The organism is Halomonas sp. DP4Y7-1 (genome assembly GCF_019800705.1).
Classification (GTDB): domain Bacteria; phylum Pseudomonadota; class Gammaproteobacteria; order Pseudomonadales; family Halomonadaceae; genus Halomonas; species Halomonas litopenaei_A.
Map to the genome: position 1 here is coordinate 297483 of NZ_JAHVKS010000004.1, position 17553 is coordinate 315035.

The 17553-nt window shown below is 61.3% G+C and carries 13 protein-coding genes; 4 read left to right on the forward strand and 9 right to left on the reverse strand.

What is annotated here, in order from left to right; genetic code table 11:
* The first annotated feature begins 44 nt into the window (after nucleotides 1–44).
* Complete coding sequence (locus tag KUV72_RS10320) at nucleotides 45–1250, forward strand: SAM-dependent methyltransferase (RefSeq protein WP_261317438.1); 1206 nt, start codon at nucleotides 45–47, stop codon at nucleotides 1248–1250.
* Nucleotides 1251–1337: 87 nt separating this feature from the next.
* On the opposite strand, the gene KUV72_RS10325 is transcribed toward KUV72_RS10320, so the two are convergent.
* Nucleotides 1338–2636: a cation:proton antiporter gene (locus tag KUV72_RS10325; RefSeq protein WP_206937822.1), complete on the reverse strand. Its 1299-nt coding sequence runs from the start codon at nucleotides 2634–2636 to the stop codon at nucleotides 1338–1340.
* Nucleotides 2637–3325: 689 nt separating this feature from the next.
* Between KUV72_RS10325 and KUV72_RS10330 the strand changes: the two genes are divergently transcribed.
* Nucleotides 3326–3982 (forward strand): DNA-3-methyladenine glycosylase family protein, encoded by a 657-nt coding sequence (locus tag KUV72_RS10330; protein WP_206937824.1) that lies wholly within the window; start codon nucleotides 3326–3328, stop codon nucleotides 3980–3982.
* A 66-nt stretch (nucleotides 3983–4048) separates the two neighbouring features.
* Here the strand turns inward: KUV72_RS10330 and KUV72_RS10335 are convergent, their stop codons facing one another.
* The 3 genes from KUV72_RS10335 to pncB form a co-directional block, all read right to left on the reverse strand.
* Entirely contained in the window at nucleotides 4049–4522 is a 474-nt protein-coding gene (locus KUV72_RS10335) for a secondary thiamine-phosphate synthase enzyme YjbQ (RefSeq protein ID WP_222238237.1), read from the reverse strand.
* Nucleotides 4523–4597: 75 nt separating this feature from the next.
* On the reverse strand, nucleotides 4598–5242 hold the full coding sequence (locus tag KUV72_RS10340; RefSeq protein ID WP_222238238.1) for an isochorismatase family protein: 645 nt from the start codon (nucleotides 5240–5242) through the stop codon (nucleotides 4598–4600).
* An 86-nt stretch (nucleotides 5243–5328) separates the two neighbouring features.
* On the reverse strand, nucleotides 5329–6603 hold the full coding sequence (gene pncB / locus KUV72_RS10345; RefSeq protein ID WP_222238239.1) for a nicotinate phosphoribosyltransferase: 1275 nt from the start codon (nucleotides 6601–6603) through the stop codon (nucleotides 5329–5331).
* A gap of 130 nt (nucleotides 6604–6733) precedes the next feature.
* Here pncB and KUV72_RS10350 point away from each other — a divergent pair, with 130 nt between their 5' ends.
* Together KUV72_RS10350 and KUV72_RS10355 are read left to right on the forward strand one after the other, a co-directional pair.
* Entirely contained in the window at nucleotides 6734–7516 is a 783-nt protein-coding gene (locus tag KUV72_RS10350; protein ID WP_222238240.1) for a hypothetical protein, read from the forward strand.
* 515 nt (nucleotides 7517–8031) lie between these two features.
* Nucleotides 8032–10071, forward strand: coding sequence for an Ig-like domain-containing protein (locus KUV72_RS10355; RefSeq protein WP_222238241.1), 2040 nt, complete (start codon nucleotides 8032–8034; stop codon nucleotides 10069–10071).
* A gap of 125 nt (nucleotides 10072–10196) precedes the next feature.
* Here the strand turns inward: KUV72_RS10355 and KUV72_RS10360 are convergent, their stop codons facing one another.
* From KUV72_RS10360 to KUV72_RS10380, 5 genes are all read right to left on the reverse strand, one after another.
* Nucleotides 10197–11021, reverse strand: coding sequence for a phytanoyl-CoA dioxygenase family protein (locus KUV72_RS10360; protein ID WP_222238242.1), 825 nt, complete (start codon nucleotides 11019–11021; stop codon nucleotides 10197–10199).
* Nucleotides 11018–12394, reverse strand: a complete 1377-nt coding sequence (locus KUV72_RS10365; protein ID WP_222238243.1) for a M20/M25/M40 family metallo-hydrolase — start codon at nucleotides 12392–12394, stop codon at nucleotides 11018–11020. Before KUV72_RS10365 ends, KUV72_RS10360 begins: the two co-directional genes overlap by 4 nt.
* Nucleotides 12395–12414: 20 nt before the next feature.
* Nucleotides 12415–13842: a YfcC family protein gene (locus KUV72_RS10370; protein ID WP_222238245.1), complete on the reverse strand. Its 1428-nt coding sequence runs from the start codon at nucleotides 13840–13842 to the stop codon at nucleotides 12415–12417.
* A gap of 383 nt (nucleotides 13843–14225) precedes the next feature.
* Complete coding sequence (gene hutH, locus KUV72_RS10375; protein ID WP_222238246.1) at nucleotides 14226–15761, reverse strand: histidine ammonia-lyase; 1536 nt, start codon at nucleotides 15759–15761, stop codon at nucleotides 14226–14228.
* A gap of 175 nt (nucleotides 15762–15936) precedes the next feature.
* Nucleotides 15937–17334: a PLP-dependent aminotransferase family protein gene (locus KUV72_RS10380; RefSeq protein WP_222238248.1), complete on the reverse strand. Its 1398-nt coding sequence runs from the start codon at nucleotides 17332–17334 to the stop codon at nucleotides 15937–15939.
* Between the last annotated feature and the right edge of the window lie 219 nt (nucleotides 17335–17553).

Consider the following 17553-nt stretch of genomic DNA (forward strand, 5'->3'; position numbering starts at 1 on the left):
TTGACCACACGACCGACGTCGTCCTTGCGCGCATGACTGCCAGCTTGAGCCACACCGAGCGCCTCGCGGCGCTGACCCGCCTGCTAGCCGAGTGGTACTGGCTGTGGTCGCCGACCCCCTTCACCCATGCCTCCATCCCCTGGCCCGACCGCGCGCAGGCCGGAGACATCGCTGCCTGCCTCGAAGCGGTGGATGACCAGCGCTGCCAGCGGCTGCAGCAGCGGCCCTTCGACGACTCGCCGCTGGCGGCCTGGCTGCCGGTGGCCGAGCTGAAGCGACTCACCGACGTTGCCCCGGGGAAACCGGCGATCGATGCCCCCGAGGCCTGGGCGGCCCACGTGGGGGGGCGCAAGTGGTCGCAGATGCTGGCGTTTGCCCCTCAGGTCGAACCACTGCGTGGCCAGCGCCTGGTCGAGTGGTGCGCCGGCAAGGGCCACCTGTCGCGGCTGTTGGCGCGCTGGCATCATGGCCCGGTACGTGCTCTGGAATGGCAGCCAGCGCTCTGTCGCAGCGGCCAGTCGCTGGCCGATCGCCAGGGGCTCGAAGTGAGTCTGGTGGAGCAGGACGTGATGCAGCCGGAGGCGGCCGAGCAATTTGATCACACCGATCAGGTGGTGGCGCTGCACGCCTGTGGCGATCTGCACGTGCGCCTGTTGCAGCTGGCGCGGGACAAGCGCGTGGCGGTGACGCTGGCGCCATGCTGCTACCAGCGGACCCGGGATGAGCGCTACCGGCCGTTGTCCGCCCAGGCCCGATACCAGGCTGAGCTGCATGATCTGGCGCTGGATCGTGAGACGCTGGCCATGGCGGTGCAGGAGACGGTGACCGCCAGCCGGGGGGAGCAACGCAAGCGCGAACGGGCCAACGCCTGGCGGCTCGGCTTCGATGAGTTGCAGCGGGAGTTGCGTGGGACGGACGACTACCTGGCGGTGCCGAGTCTGGCCTACGGGCAGATGCCAGATGACTTCGCCGGGTTCTGTCGCTGGGCCGCCCGGGAGAAGGGGCTGGCGCTGCCTAAGGGGGTCGACTGGGAAGCGTTCGAGCGTCGCGGTGTGGCGCGGCAGGGGCGGGTCAATCGATTCGAGCTGGTGCGCCACCTGTTTCGCCGACCACTGGAGCTATGGCTGGTCCTGGACCGGGCCCTGTGGCTCGAGGAGGCCAGCTTCGAGGTGCGCTTGAGCGAGTTCTGTGAGCGAGCGCTGACGCCCCGCAATCTGGCCCTGGTGGCCACCCCGCAACCGCCAGCCTGACCGGGCGCAGAGCCCCACGGCCGCGCTGATTCGCTGTCGTTGAGTCGTCGCGCCGCCGCGGCTGGGCCCCGGCGGCGCGACCTGGGTTCAGCTGCGCTTGCCGCGACGGAACTGCTCTACCTCCCAGGCCTTGGCGCGCTGGATCAAGGGGGTGATGCTGGAGCCCTGGATCAGGATCGAGAACACCACGACCGAGTAGGTCATCACCAGGATGATTTCACGCACATCGATGTTCTTGTCGGGAATCACGTCAATGCCGGCGGGAATGGACATCGCCATCGCCAGCGCCAGACCACCACGCAGGCCACCCCAGGTCAGGATACGCACGGAGTAGGGGTTGTAACGGCGGAAGCGATGGAAGCCAACATAGGCGACGCGCACGCTGAGATAGCGCGACAGCAGTACCAGCGGTACGGCGGCGATCATCAGCACCCAGTCTTCAGGGTGGAAGCTGAACGATAGCATGGTCATGCCGATCAGCAGGAACAGCACGCCGTTGAGGAATTCATCGACCAGCTCCCAGAAGTGATCGAGGTGCTGCTGGGTCTCCTCGGAGAAGCCCTTGCGCCGGGTTCTGTTGCCGATGATGATGCCCGCCACCACCATGGCCAGGGGGCCCGATACCTCCAGGAACTCAGCGAACACATAGCCGGAGGTGGGCACCAGCAGGGTCAGCATCAGCTCCATGGAGTGATCCTCGGTATGCCGGATCAGGTAGTGGAATAGCTGGCCAAGGACGAAGCCGTAGAGGATGCCGCCCAGTGCTTCCTGCAAGAACAGATGGCCGACGCTCATGACGGTGGGGGTCGCACCGCCAAAGGCGATGGCAAACAGCGTGACAAACAGCACCAGCCCAAAGCCGTCGTTGAACAGCGATTCGCCCTCGATCTGAGTGGAGATGCGACGCGGCGCGTTCATCTTCTTGACGATGGCCAGTACCGCGATGGGGTCGGTGGGCGAGATCAGTGCACCAAACAGCAGGCAGTAGATCAGATCGAAGTCGATGCCCAGCCAGCCGACCAGCAGCCACAGGGTATAGCCGATAAAGAAAGTGGAGAACAGGGTGCTGCCCATCGCCAGAATGGCGATTTCCCACTTCTGATCACGCAGGTGGGGGAGCTTGATCCCGAGAGCGCCGGCAAACAGCAAAAATCCGAGGATCCCCTTCAGCAGGAAATCCTCGAAATTCAACTGGTTGATGGCATTCTCTGCGGTTTCATCAAGGGCGAACCAGCCCGCGTGCCCAGCGATGACAATGGCAAGTGACAGTATCAGCGCCCCGGCAGTGATGGCGATGGTGGTCTGGAACTTGCCTATCTTGCCGTTGATCAAGGAGATCACCATCGCCATCGCGGCGAGCAGGCATAGGGTGTCGTACACCGACATGGAGTGAAGCCTCTGAAGTGGTTGGGGTAGGGGGAGAGATAGCGGTGGAAAGCATCGTCGGCAGCGCGGTTGGAAGCTCGACGGAAATAGGATGGGTAACAGGGTGTGTTACGGCTGGTGAAACAGCGGCGGTAGCAGCGGTTGAGGCAGGGGCCGAGACATCGGATGAAGAAGCCCCCGAGACCTCTTTGGCGCTGGCCCGAACCTTGGCCCGACCACCTGGGATGCGGTGACGACCGAATACGGCAAACGGGATGAACATTGCTGTGATACCCGCATGACATGAATGCGTGGCGGGCAGAAGAGGCGATAATGACATGTCCATCGCGACAGCCGGGTCCTGAGCAAGAGGCGCGTTCACGCGCCTTGCTGAAAGCGAAAAAGGGCTGCAAGCAGTGGGGTTCAGGGGCTCGCTGGCTCCTGCCTGGTGGAAGCGTTCCCGGCGGAGGTCAGGCGCCGGTTAAAGGGCGCATCTGGGGTCCTGTCCACTGCATTTCGCAGCGCAGCAAAGTATACGCGGCTCACGTGTCGGTTACAGCCCGGATGTCGCATTTTTTGAAGCTAAAGTGCATGGGCTGTCAGAGATGGCGGACAGCTGCTACCAAGGTATGATGAGCCAGACCGAAACGATCGGACAGCGCTCCTTTCGAGGGCCGCTGAACCGCCCCCAATAACCCGCAGGAGTTCTCATGCCCGAGCATGATATCGCCCGCCATCTGAGCGCCGGCCAGGCCCACCTTCGCGGTATTGATTCCGCCTGGGCGCGACTTGTCGACCAGGTCGGAGACTGCCGACTCACGACCGCAGTGGAGCGCAGTCCCTACGAGTCTCTGGCGCGGTCGGTGGCCTACCAGCAGCTGCATGGCAAGGCCGCCGCGGCCATCGTGGGGCGTCTTGTCGCACGGTTCCCGGGACAGGATTTTCCCTCGCCTCAGCAGTTGGCGGCGCTGGCGCCGGAGACCTTGCGGGAATGTGGCTTTTCTGCGCGCAAGGTGGCGACCCTGCAAGGCCTGGCCAGTGCCGCGATGGCAGGTGACATACCGGGGCGGGAAGAGGCCGCCGAGATGGACGACGAGGATCTGGTCAAGCGCTTTACCCGGATCAAGGGCATTGGGCGCTGGACGGTGGAAATGATGCTGATCGGGACCCTTGGGCGGCCGGATATCCTGCCGGTAGACGACTTCGGCATCCGTGACGGCACGCGCTACCTGTTCGGGCTGGATCACATGCCAACCCCCGCCGAGACGCGGCGACGTTGCGAGCCATGTCGCCCCTGGCGCACGCTGGCATCCTGGTATCTCTGGCGCGCCAACGAACAGCCTGACTATCGGCGTCTCGGTCAGTAGAAACCGCCACGAAAAGACTGACATGAAGTAACAGGTCAGCGGTGCCGTCCATCCTCGCGATCGTTGTCAGTCGCGCCGGCGGTAAGGATCGGGCATGGTCTGCTCTGGCCGCCAGCGTGAGCGCTCGCCATTGAGCGTAACGATAAGCTGGCGCGGCCCGCCATGGTCCCGATGCTCGCAAAGATAGATACCTTGCCAGGTGCCGAGCTTCAGCTCGCCATCTCCCACCGGTATGGTCAGTGCGGGCCCCAATAGACTCGCCTTGAGATGGGCCGGCATATCGTCGCTGCCCTCATCGGTATGGCGGTAGTAGGGAGCGTCCTGGGGCACCATTTGATTGAAATGGCGCTCGAAATCGCCGCGCACGCTGGGGTCGGCATTCTCGTTGATCGTAAGCGACGCAGACGTATGCTGGATGAACACATGCAGCAGCCCGACGCGCATCGCAGGCAGGTCTGGGAGTGCCTTGACGATCTCGTCGGTAATCAGGTGAAACCCCCGTGGACGGGCGGAGAGGCGAAGGCTGTTCTGGAACCACATGGCGGTCGATCTCGAAGCAGAAAAGGATAAACGCTCAGAAGGTAACATCCCGAGAGCTCAGGGTGGGAAGCGTCGTCACAGCAGTGCGGCCAGTTCTGCTGCGTCGGCGGCCACCACCACATCTGCGCCTCGCATGCGGGCCAGTGCCTGCTCGCATTGCTGTGGGTCGATGCCGCGACAACCTGCCAGATTAAGGTAAACCTGAAAGTCGGCGTCGCGAAGCTGCATCACCGTCGTGACGACGCAGTAGTCCAGAGCCAGTCCGCCCACGATCACTCTGTCTACGCCGCGCCCCCGCAGGAATTCGATGACGCCGGTGCTGACCCGGTCATTCAAGTCGTGAAAGCAGGCGCCGTAGGGGTGGCAGTCGGGATCGAGGCCCTTGCTGACCATATAGTCGTAGCCCTCCACCGGATGCGGCAGGCCGTCCAGCAGTTCGAAGCCGCGGGTGCCGACAACCGCATGACGGTACCAGCGGACATCGACATTGGGGCCGGCAATGGCGCTGTCGACCGGCGTCAACAGCTCATCCTGATGCTTCGCCAGCCAGACCGGGTTGGCCGGGTGGGCGTCCCGGGAGCCTACACGCAGATCGGCAAGCCTCGCCTGGGCGTTGAGCTCGTCCACGATGGCATCGCCATCGGCTACCGGCAGCTCGTCGGGACATAGCGGGGTAAAGGTCTTCTGGGGATCGACATCGAAAGAGGCAATCTGGCTCATGGGACGCTCCTGAGTAACAGGCTCTGCCGGGAAGCGGGGCTTCTGACTAGCAGCTTCTCAACTAGCGGGGCTTCTGACGAATGGACTCACGCGCTGGCGAAATGTTGCCTCAGCGTTGCCACATAGGTGTCATCGATGCTCATGCTCTTGCCAGGGTCGTCGGAGATCTTGGCCACCGGCTGGCCGTTGCACTCGACCATCTTCATCACGATGCTCAGCGGCGTGTAAGGGACGCCCTGCTCGGTGGCATAGTCGCCGAGATCATTGGTCAGATAGGTGCCGATGCCAAAAAAGGTCTGGGTCCTGCCCTGGAAGTGTTGGGCGATGTCGAGCGCTCTATCGAAGGTCAGGGAGTCGCTGAAGGTCAGCGTTCGCTCCATCGGATCGATACCAAGTCGCTCGAAGTGAGAGATGAATTTTTCGCCCCAGCGTATCGGGTCGCCGCTGTCGTGGCGCACTCCCTGGTACTGCTGGCTGCGTCTGGCGTCGAAGTCCTTCAGGAAGGCATCGGATGAGATGGTATCGGTCAGCGCCACGGCAAATTGGCCGCGATAGACATCGCTCCATACATCGAGGGCGCGTCTCTGGCTTTCCTGCGCGGGCACCAGTGCCTGGTGCGCCATGATGAATTCGTGGGCCATGGTGCCGATGGCCGGCAGCTGAAACTCCCGGGCCAGATGGTAGTTCGAGGTGCCCGCGAAGTGCTCGGGAATCTCGTTGACCATGTATTCGACGACTTCACGTTGGATGGCATAGGAGAAGCGTCGACGCGTACCAAAGTCGGCGAAACGGAACTCGGTCAGACCCCTTCGCTGCACTTCCGTCTTGAGCCGCTCGACCTTGTGGCGCAGGGTGCGTCCGATCGCCTCCTCAGGGACCTCTCCAAAGCGCCGACGGTTGCGTATCTCGCTGACGATGGCCAGGACCGGTATCTCATAAAGAATGGTGTCTAGCCAGGGCCCCTCGACCTCGATCGCCAGTTGGCCGGCGTCGATGGCTACCGTGACGTGTCGCGCCGGGTCGAAGCGGAAGCGCTTGAGGTAGTCGACAAAGGCAGGCTTGATCTCGCCGCGTGTGCGCAGGTAACGCAGTTGGTCATCGCTGAAGCGAAGTCGCTGGAGCTTGAGGATCGCCTGTCTGACGTCGTCGGCGTAGGCGGCCAGGTTTTCCTGGCTGCGGCAGTGAAAGCGGTACTTGACCCAGGCAGTGGGGTAGCGCTCGAAGACCACCTGCATCATGTGGATCTTGTAGGCGTCTGTGTCCAGTAGGCTGGTGATCAGCTCGTTGCGGAACAGCGAGCGATTGACGCCGGCAACCATCGGGTTGCGCTTTCCAGCAGGGAACCTGGGCAGGCCGTTCATGGGGGCGCTCCATACTGTCAAGTATTTTGACTAAATGCAGTCTGCGTGCTGCATGTTCTTTTGTCAAACAGTTTGACTGTAGTTCGGTGTCCTTTACACTAGCGGCACAGCATCTGCCTTGAGGTACGCCATGATCGTCACCCTGGATTTCGTCTGCATCCGGCTCCACCCAGAGTCTCGGGCACCGGAAGTGCTGCTGCGAAAGCGGGAGACGTCACCCGAACATGGTAGCTATGGCCTGGTAGGCGGCTGGATCCGCGAGCAGGCCCAGGGGCAGACCCAGCCACAGACCCAGCCACAGACCCAGGAGCGGACCCAGGAACGGACTCAGAAGCCCGGCGCAGGAGACAGCTGTCTCGATGATGCTGTGCATCGTATCTTGCGCGACAAGGTGGGGCTAGCGCCCAGCTATCTGGAGCAGGTCAGGGCCCAGGGCAGTCTCTACCGCGACATAGCGCGAGGATGGTCCGTCACCATTCCTCATCTTTGCCTGTTCAATCGCACCGACAACGATCGTCTTGCGCTCCAGGATCACCTGCGTTGGGCCTCGCTGTGGGACCTGTTGGACGGCAGGGTGCCTCTGCCGTTTGACCACCTGACGCTGGTCAGCAGTGCGTATCAGGCCTTCGTCAACAAGATCAAGTACTCGTCGTTGTTGCTCTACCTGCTGCCGTCCGAGGTAACCATCGGTGAGATCGTCGATGCCTACGCCACCTTCGGTATCGAGGTGAAGAAGCAAACCGTCATCAACCGCTGGATCAAGGCTGGCCTGCTCGAAGAAACCGGCACCACCAGGGCGGTCAGCAGCAAGGGGCCTCCCGCGCGCCTGTTTCGCCTGACGGAACCCACCCTCAGCTACTTCGAGAGCGCCATTGGTAAAAGCCTGTCCGCTGCGCCAACTACCATTGCCTAGGTAGCGCTGCCGGGACTGTAGTGAAGAGAGCTCTCCTGTCAGTAGGGGAGAATAGCGATATCGTCACTCCGCTATTGGGGACAATAGGGCGCTGTCATTGCCGTCATCTGATTGGTGTGTCCTATTGGTAGTGTTCCACATTGTCCGCTATGTATGCACTGCCGCGACGATCTTAAAAAGATATGTGCATGATATCTATGCTTCCAGGAGCAGATATTCGGCCAGTCATAAAAGACTGATCCCTTGAAATTGGAGCAAACCTTTGAGGTGAGATCCATTATCGCAACATCTGCCGTCGGGTAGTAGCGTGACAGTGCATCTATTCATCGTGTTATTGCTCTTGGAGTGAAACAATATCCGCGTGGTAATTGACCAAAAAGTGTGCTGAAGTGAAAAATTATGCCCGCGTTCGGGTTCAATAGGACAATGCTGAAATTCTCACCTTCGCATACGCTTGAGTATGGTCGGCACTAGTGGGTAGGCCATAGTACCTGGTGGCGCTTCTGGAGGCGGATATGAACGGTGAGGATACGATGTCACAAACTTCAGTGAATGTTGGTGCGCGATCTGTACCTGACAGCAATGGAGCGTTGAGTGAGGACAAGGGGGTAGCGAGAAGCGAGCTCCCCAGCAGCTCAGTTATCATTGATAATCGCGCAAGCTATGAGGGGTATCTCAACTATAGCTTTGGTGCTCTCGAGCCTGCGGAAACGGGCGCGTTTAGCTGGTCCACGGAGAGTCTGCCTGCACTGACGTCACGCGGAGAGAAACTGTCCTACGTGGTATCGAATGACGGCTTAACACTCACCGCGGAAACCCCTGACGGTATGAGGGTCTTTGAAATAGTGGTGGATAATGTGCTGTCTGGCCACTTCAATGCTACCAGGTATAGAGGCTTGGATCATGATAACCCATTGTTACAAGATGGATTTTCTTTCAACGTTGGCGACTTGCTTATCGTCGATGCTGAGTACGTCCTGACCGATAGCGAGGGTAATACGGCGTCCAGTGCATTGCGCCTACAGTTTAACGACAGTCGGCCTTCTACGCATAGCGATCACGTGGATGCCAATGAAGGTGCCATCTCGGTATCCTGGAATGTGCTGGACAATGATTCTGGCCGTTTAGATGGATTAGCGCTCTATCGAGCAAAGGTAGAAGGTGGTGATGAGGTCGGCCAGGTCAGTTTTACCACTGACGGAGAGATCACCTTTATTCCGAATAATGATTTTGTTGGACTTGCAACGATTTTGTATGATGCGGTAGACGGTGATGGGGATATGGTTAGGGAGGTTTTCACCGTCCTTATCATTCCTGGCCCCGATAAGCCGGTAACGCCCGACTTGGACGGTGATGACAGTACCCGTAACCCGGCTGTGGTTCTGTGGGAATCACACATTGATGACGTCAAGGGGGTGTTGGTCAAGAAAGGATTTCTCGGCTATGACTTTGGGCTTGATGGACCGGGGCGCTTTACTTGGCACATAGATGACCTTCCTGATCTGACGACGGAAAGCGGAAGCTCGGTGACCTGGTCCATAACGCGTAACGGCCGCCAGATTGCCGGTCATGATGATAATGGTGATCGCGTCATCTTGATTCAGCTGCCGGACGTGGAAAATGGCGCTTTTAAAGTGGCCCTGTTCCAGCCGCTGGATCACGATAGTGTCGGAGCGGAGTATTTGAGCTTTCCTGGAAATATAGATCTGGACGTTGGCTATACGATTTACGATAGCTACGCGGTTAACAATAGCGAGGGGGATAGCGCATCCGGCGTGCTTCATATTAATATCCGGGATAACCCTACCGTGGAGTCTGCGCGGGCATATCGCGCAGATGACGACGTCACCGCTGAGCCCTCTGTCGCTACCTCTGACGTTAGTGCGCTTGTAGCTCCTGTGGCCAGTGCTCTCGTTAGCCCCGACATCAGTGTCCTCGCCAGCCCTGTCGACACCCCTGTGGCCACTCGTTTTTCTGGCAGTGCATCTTCCACTGTTGAGGTGGAGACAGATCGGCTGATCGAGGACGGCTCCAGCTTTGAGGGCAGTTCAAGCTTTGAGGGCAGTTCTAGCTTTCAGGGAGGCTACAGCTTGAGTGCCAATGCCAGCTTTGATGCCGGCACCAGTGCAGGCTACTTCTTGAATATGGGTTCCGGCTTTGATGCCAGTTCCACTATCAGCTGGGAGGGGCGCTTTGGTGACAAGGTCGTCACGTTTGATCTGGATGCCGAGCGAGTGGCCGAGGTAGGAGAGGGTACGCTGACAAGCAGCGGTTCGGTTGAGGTAGCGCTCAGCATTAGCGATCTATTGGATGACTCCGACGAGGGCGATGTACTGTTGACCATGGAGGCGTCACAGGATAGCCATTTGGAGAGTCATTTGGCTGGTCATGTGACGGGCAGCAGCGGTCAAGGGGCCGATTCCACCTCCAGCATCGACGCCCAGGCCAGTAGCAGTGTCCAGGCACCGGGTCTTGCCTTGGCCTCTGGCTTCCAGTGGGGCAGTGACAACCCCCTCGGTCAATGGCTGGGAGAGAGCACCCTTATCCACGAATGATGACGATCGATACCCACGCACCCTGCCACGGCAGGGTGCGTTGTCCTGTTCTAGGAGGCTTTTTCAAGGTGTCGTGGCAAACATGGTGTCGCAGTGTACAGATCAAGATACCTGGATAACGACAATCACTCGACCAGCAATGGGAACAGAGGGTGGTCCATGGGGCTTCCTGCTGGCAGCTGTTCATCCAGGCCTGGAAAAGGAGGAGAGGTCGTCCAGCGACGCGGGGCGTGGACCATGTCATCGCCGAGCAGCCGGACGGAGAAGGCGCGGCGACGTTGCGGCCCCCTGACCCCACCTGCTGCATGCAGCGTCAGCATGTTGAAGAACACGGCGTCGCCGGGCTCCAGCGCCCAGCCCACAATGGGGTAACGCTCGCGATGGGCCTCGATGTCAGGCAGGTCGGCAAGACTGCCTTCAGGGAACCACTTCGCTTCGTTGTCCATAAAGGTGCGGGGCATTAGCCACGGACCCTTGTGGGACCCCGCCACGAATTCGAGGGTTGAGGCCCGCGGTACCGGGTCGACCGGCAGCCACATGCTCAGGTTCTGATGACCCTCCACGTTGTAGTAGGGCTGATCCTGGTGCCAGGGCGTGCGCTGTCGTGTACCCGGCTCCTTGACCAGCACATGGTCATGGTAGAGGCGTACCTGGCGCGAGCCCATCAGTCGCTGGCCGATCAATCCCAAGGGCGAATCAAAGATAAAGTGACGATAGGCCGGGTTGTCTTGCCAGTTGCAGAAATCCTCGAAGAACCAGCCTGGATCGTCTGGACGACTGGCCACCTTGGCGCGAGGGCTCGGGTGCTGGATGTTGTGCTCGATGCCTTCTGCCAGTCGGGCGAGTTCTTTTGGACAGAAGATACCCCGTAGGCAGATGGCGCCGTCTCGCTGAAAGTCTGCCACAACGTCGTCATCGACGATGGTGTCAGGATGTATACGTAGGTTCATGTGCACTCCGCTTCAGCTGAGCCAGGAATCGGGAAGGCGAGCGCTGCCAGTAGACGGGTGAAGAACTGCTCGCACTGAATGACCTGCTCAAAGGTGATGTATTCATCGGGCCGGTGGGCCTGGTGGATGCTGCCGGGGCCACAGATGACCGTCGGCGCACCCAACTGGGCAAACAGCCCAGCCTCACAGCCGAACCCCAGCGCCATAGGCTGGGCGGGGCTGCCGGCCAGGTCGGCGATCCAGCGCGGGAACTCGCGGCGCCGCTCATCAAGTGCCGGATAGTGCCCCAGGCTTTCGAGCTTCAGGGATCCGCGCTGACTTCGGCCGGCCTGCGTTGCGACCGTTGCCGACCCAGCGGGGGATGGTGGTTCCTTGGGCAATGAGGCGCGGGCCCTCGGCAAAGAGGCCGTGCTGTGAGAGGCCGTGTCGTAAGAGTCCGTGTCGTGAGAGCCCGTGCTCAGGCATCCAGGAGGTCGGGATGCATCGGTCCCGGATGCCAGCGGGTCACCAACGGCGGAAGGCGGATAGAGCCTTTGCAGGTACTCGCGCAGTTCCTCGACACGCTGATCGGGCAGGCAGCGCATCTCGATATCCATCTCGCAGCGTTCCGGGATGCGGTTAAGGACGGTGCCGCCGTGAATGGTGCCGACGTGCACGGTGGACCAGGGAGGGTCGAACCGAACGTCGTGCAGGGCCTGCTGGCGTTTTTCCTGAGCCAGCTCGCGCAGCTTGAGCAGCACATCGGCGGCCAGGTCGATGGCATTGATGCCGCGTTCTGGATAGCCGGAATGGCCACCGACGCCGTTAAGGACAGCGCGAAGACCCACATGGCCCTTGTGAGCAGTGGCAACGCGCATCTCGGTGGGTTCGCCTATGATGACGCCCCTTAGTCGCTCCCGTTGCCTGGCCAGCACTGGCAGCATCAGCGGGGCGCCCTGGCAGCCCACTTCTTCATCGAAGGACAGGGCCAGGATCACCCCATGGCGTGAGCGATGTCGCTGGTGCCAGGCCGTCAGTCGGGTCAGCGCGACGCCAACAAATCCTTTCATGTCAGCGGTGCCGCGGCCGTAAAGCCGGCCCCGATGTCGACGCGGAGTAAAGGGTGGGGTGATCTGCCAGCTTTGGCCGTCCGCGGGCACCACATCGGAGTGTCCCGAGACGATGATCGCCGGCGCCTCCCTCGGTCCAAATTCGGCGATAAGGTTGGCCTTGTCGCCCGTGCCGTTACGACACAGCGTGACGGTCACGCCTCGCCGTTCTAGCCAGCCTGCGATGAACTCGATCATCGGCAGATTCGAGTGTCGACTTGTGGTATCAAAAGTCACCAGGCGTTCGATCATGGGCACGCTGGCAGGTAACGCGATATCGGCCAACCCTTGTCTCCTCGCAGGTGTCAGGCAGCAGGCCACACGACCGTGGTGGCCAGCAGGACCAGTAGCGCGCCCAGTCCATACAGCAGCGCGATCAAAGGCAGCATGAAGCGGATCCAGCGGGTCCAGGGAATGCCCGCGATGGTCAGGCCAGCCATCAGCCAACCAGCGGTCGGGGTGAACGCATTGGAGATGCCGTCGCCAAACTGGAACGCCAGCACTGCGACCTGTCGATTGACCTCGGCCAGGTCGGCCAGCGGCGTCATGATGGGCATGGTCAGGGCGGCCTGGCCGCTGCCGGAGGTGACGATGAAGTTCATCGCGCTCTGCATCGCAAACATGCCCAGGGCAGCGGCGCTGGAGGAGGTGTCGCCGATGATGGACGACAGGACGTGGATGATGGTGTCGATGGTATCGCTTTGCTGGACGATAACGACGATGGTGAAGGCCATTCCTACCGCCAGGGCACCGTCCACCATGTCCTTGCACCCGGTGGAAAACGAGGCTGCCAGGCGGTTGGCGCCCATGCCGGCAACTCCGCCGGTAACGATGCCGAGCACCAGGAAGACCCCAGCCATTTCCTTGAGGTACCAGCCGAAGGCGCTGACGCCGGCGATGATGGCGATCAATGCCAGTGCAAAGGCGCCCAGGATGATCAGGTGACGAGGGGTCAAGTGGATGTGTTCGGCACTGACTTCGCTGGCCTCGGGTGGTGCCAGGCCATAGACCACGCTGCGATCCGGCGAGGCCTGAACGCGGCGCGCATAGAGCATGACGTAGCCAATGCTGACGGCGACAAAGGCCAGCCAGCAGATGATGCGGTAGCCCATGCCGGAAAATAGCGGCAGTTCAGCAATGCTCTGGGCCACACCGACATTGAAGGGGTTGAGGAAGGAACCGGTGTAACCGATGGCGGTTCCAATCAGCGGGATGGCGGCGGCGACCACGGCGTCGTAGCCCACCCGGCGTGCCAGGGGCAGCAGGATGAAAATGTAGACGATGCTGCCTTCGATCATGCCGTAGGTTCCGGAGCACACGGCGAAGAAGGTCATCATCAGCGGGATGATCAGAATTTCCCGGCCCTTCAGGCGCTCCAGCAGGAAGTTGACCAGCCCCTCCACGGCGCGGGATTGGCGCAAGACGCCAAAGGTGCCGCCGACAATAATCAGAAAGAAGATGATGGAGGAACCACTTTTCATGCCCTCGAAGAAGGCATTGAAGAAGTCAAAAGGGCCGATGCCGTGATTGTCGATCAGCCGGTAGGTGCCTTCCACGATGACGGAGCGGCCCTGGGCGTTGGTGGCGCGCTCATAGCTGCCGCTGGGAATGAACCAGGTCACCACAGCGGCCAGCACCGCCAGCAGAAACAGGATGACAAAGGCGTGGGGGAGCGTCTGATTAGCATTCGTGCTCGGCCGGGCGGCCGCATTTCCCTGCGGGTCTTGGGTCATCGCTGATATCTCGCTGGCTAGAATGTCGGTAGACGCGGGCCCGCCTTGTTGTGTACTGCCTTGTCGCCCCCTGTCGCTCCTTGTTTTTCCTTATCGCTCCCTGTCGCTCCTGTCTGGGCCCTGAAGTCAGTCTGTCCGAACTAGCTCACCGAGATGCAGTTACGATGCGGTTACATAGCAGCCAGGAAACCCCCAAGGACGCTCTGCCAAGGACGGGGCCGTGGTGTTGCTACGGGGCATCCTTCAATCAGCATCCTTCAACGAGATAGGTCGACTCATAAGCCGTGACTGAACGTGAATGGCATGAACGACAGGCAGGGCAAGAGGGTATGGTCGGTATCATTCTTAGGGTTTAGCTCGCCGTGGCGCGCCGTGTCGAGCCATCAGGCTCGACTGGGCAGAATGGCGCCTGATATCAGCTGAGAAAGCGCACCACGATCAAGCAACTCGATGGCGACCTGGATGTCGGGGGCGAAGTACCGGTCGTGATCGTAGTGCGCCACGTGCTGGCGCAGGCTTTGTCTGGCCTGCTCCAGCAGCGGCGTCGTGGTGAGTCCATCGCGCATGTCCAACCCTTGGCAGGCGGCCAACCACTCGATGGCCAGCACGCCTCTCACGTTGGCGGCCATGTCCCCGAGTCGGCGCGCCGCGGCAGGAGCCATCGAGACATGGTCCTCCTGGTTGGCAGAGGTCGGCAGGCTGTCGACGCAGTGAGGATGGGCCAGTGCCTTGTTCTCGCTGGCCAGTGCGGCGGCGGACACCTGCGCGATCATGAAGCCGGAATTGATACCTCCGTTGTCGACGAGGAAAGGCGGCAGCCGCGACATATGAGTGTCCATCATCAGTGAAATCCGGCGCTCGGACAGGGCACCGATCTCCGCCAGTGCCAGGGCCAGGTTGTCGGCGACCATGGCGACAGGTTCGGCGTGGAAGTTGCCGCCCGACAGAATGTCGCCGCTGTCGGCAAACACCAGAGGGTTGTCGCTGACGGCGTTGGCTTCGATATCGAGGACGCGGGCGGCGTGGCGCAGCTGATCCAGTACCGCCCCCATGACCTGTGGCTGGCAGCGCAGCGAATAGGGGTCCTGGACCCGGTCGCAATTGGCGTGGGAGTTGCCCACGGCGCTCTGATCCTCAAGCAGTTCGCGGAAGACCCGTGCCACGTCGATCTGGCCTTGCTGGCCGCGCAGCTCGTGAATACGCGCATCGAAAGGCACCCGTGACGCCAGGCTGGCCTCGACGCTCAGCGCACCGCAGACCAGCGCACTTGCCAGCAGGTCTTCCGCCTCGAACAATCCCTTGAGCGCCAGCGCGGTAGAGACCTGGGTGCCGTTGAGCAGCGCCAGCCCCTCCTTGGGGGCCAGGGTCAGCGGGGATAGGCCAGCAATGTCCAGCGCGTCCCGTCCACTTAGCACCTCACCGCGATGGCGGGCCTGGCCCTCACCCAGCAGCACCAGGCTCATATGTGCCAAGGGAGCCAGGTCGCCAGAGGCACCGACGGAGCCCTTGGCCGGAATCAGCGGTGTCACCTGGGCGTTGACCAAGGTAATCAAGGCCTCGATCACTTCCCGTCGTATTCCGGAAAAGCCCCTGGCCAGGCTATTGACCTTGAGGGTCATGATCAGCCGCACCAGGGCGTCGTCCAGCGGCTCGCCAACGCCGGTGGCATGGGACAGCACCAGGGAGCGCTGCAGGTCGTTCAGGCGGTGTCGATCGATACGGGTGTGGGCCAGCAGGCCGAAACCGGTGTTGATGCCATAGGCGGTGCGATCTTCGCGTATCACCGCATTGACCGCCTCGACCGAGGCATCGATGGCGGCCTTGGCGGTAGGCGGCAGGGCGATGGCGAGGGGGCTCTCCAGCTGGCGCCGTGCGTCCTCCAGGCGAAGTTGACCGGGGGTGATGACGAGGGTGGGCATGCTGATGAACTCCCTGTGAGGTGACGCGATGAGCGGGCGTTACCTCGAGTCTAATGTATATACATTAGACGCTCCATGCTTCGTGCCGGAGGTGTCTGCTTCGGCACGACATGGGCACCGTTCTACGCTGCAACGGCAGCTGACTGGACGGCAGCCGCTTTGGCGAAAGACTTGGCTACAGGGTGGCCCAGGGACTGGTGTTGCCCTCGTCAAGCACCCGCCGCAACGTCGTCAGTGCCGTTGTCAGCCGTGCTCTGCTGGTGGCGGCGCCGACACACAGACGGATGGCCTGTGGTGCGGGGTCGCTGCCGCTGCAGAAGGGCTCAGGCGTCGCGACCAGCACTCCTTCTCGTTGCAACAGCGTCTGCACTTCGCTGGCGCGACGGCCCTCTGGCAGCGGCAGCCAGAAGTTGGCGCCATAGGGCAGGCTGCGCGGTTCCAGGTCGGCCAAGGTGCTCTGAGCCAGCCGCTGGCGAGCGGCCAGTTCCTGCTCCTGCCAGGCCAGCAAAGTGGTATAGCGAGGTGAGTCGATCCAGCGACAGGCGACTTCGGCCATCAGCGGTGGACACATCCAGGACTGGGCGCGCATCAGGCTGCCGATGCGCTCGCGCAGCGTGGCTGGCATCTGCAGAGTGCCGACTCGCAGCCCGCCGGAGAGAATCTTGGAGGTGCTGAATATCTGTAGCGTGCGATGGGGGACCAGGCTGACCAGTGAAGGGCCCCGGTGCGCTGCCGGCACATATTGCACCGCATCTTCCACCACCCAGAAATCGTAGCGTTCGGCCAGCTCGGCGAGATGCTGACGTCGTTCGCTCGACATCACCGCGCTGGTGGGATTGTTCTGATCCGGTGTGACGTAGATCAGTCGGGGCACCTGTCGCCTGCAGCGCTGCTCCAGCGCATCGGTGTCCAGACCATGCTCATCCAGCGGAATGGCCATGGGCCGCAGGTGAGCATGGCGGCTAGCGGCATTGAAGCCAGGATAGGTGAGGGCATCCGCGGCGACATGGTCGCCAGGGCGGGTTAAGGCTCTTAGACATAGGTCAAGGCCGTGCTGTCCTCCCTGGGTGACCGCCAGCACCTCGTGCAGCGGGAAGCCAAGGGCTGCCAACCATTGGCTGAGGGCCTGGCGGTGGGCCGTCGTGCCGATATCCGGCTGGTAGGCAGCCGCCATGGCAATCGCGGCGGGATCCTGGCTGACCTCCACCAAGGCGTCGCGCAGGCACTCGTCGCGCCATGGATGGGGGGGCGCAAAGCTCAAGCTCAGGTCAATCACGTCGGCCTGATCATCCGCGACGTGAACGCTGAAAGGTGGCTCGTGAGAGGCCGTATCACGGACATAGGTGCCACTTCCCACCCGTGACATCACCCAGCCTCGCTGCTGCGCCTCGGCGTAGGCGCGGGTAATGGTGCCGACAGTCACCTTGAGGGCATCCGCCAGCGCTCGCTGTGGGGGGAGCCGTTGTCCCGCGGTGAGCTGCCCGCTATCTATGGACTGACCGATGGCCTGGGCAATCTGTTGATAGCGAGGCGTTTCGGCGTCGTGGGCCAGATCCGGAATCCAGATTGTCATGGTGACAATAAAACCTTTGACGGGAATTGTGGCGGAGGTATTCTCGATTATACGGTAGCAATTGACGTTATCGTAAATATTGTAGGGGTACAATAAGTGTCCCGCCAATCCATGACAGGACGGGAGCATGACATGACGGGAGATAGGCTGATGGAGCCAGTGTGGTGGGAAACGTCCTGGATCGAGAATGTGCTGGACGGCTTGTCGTCCGGCCAGTTC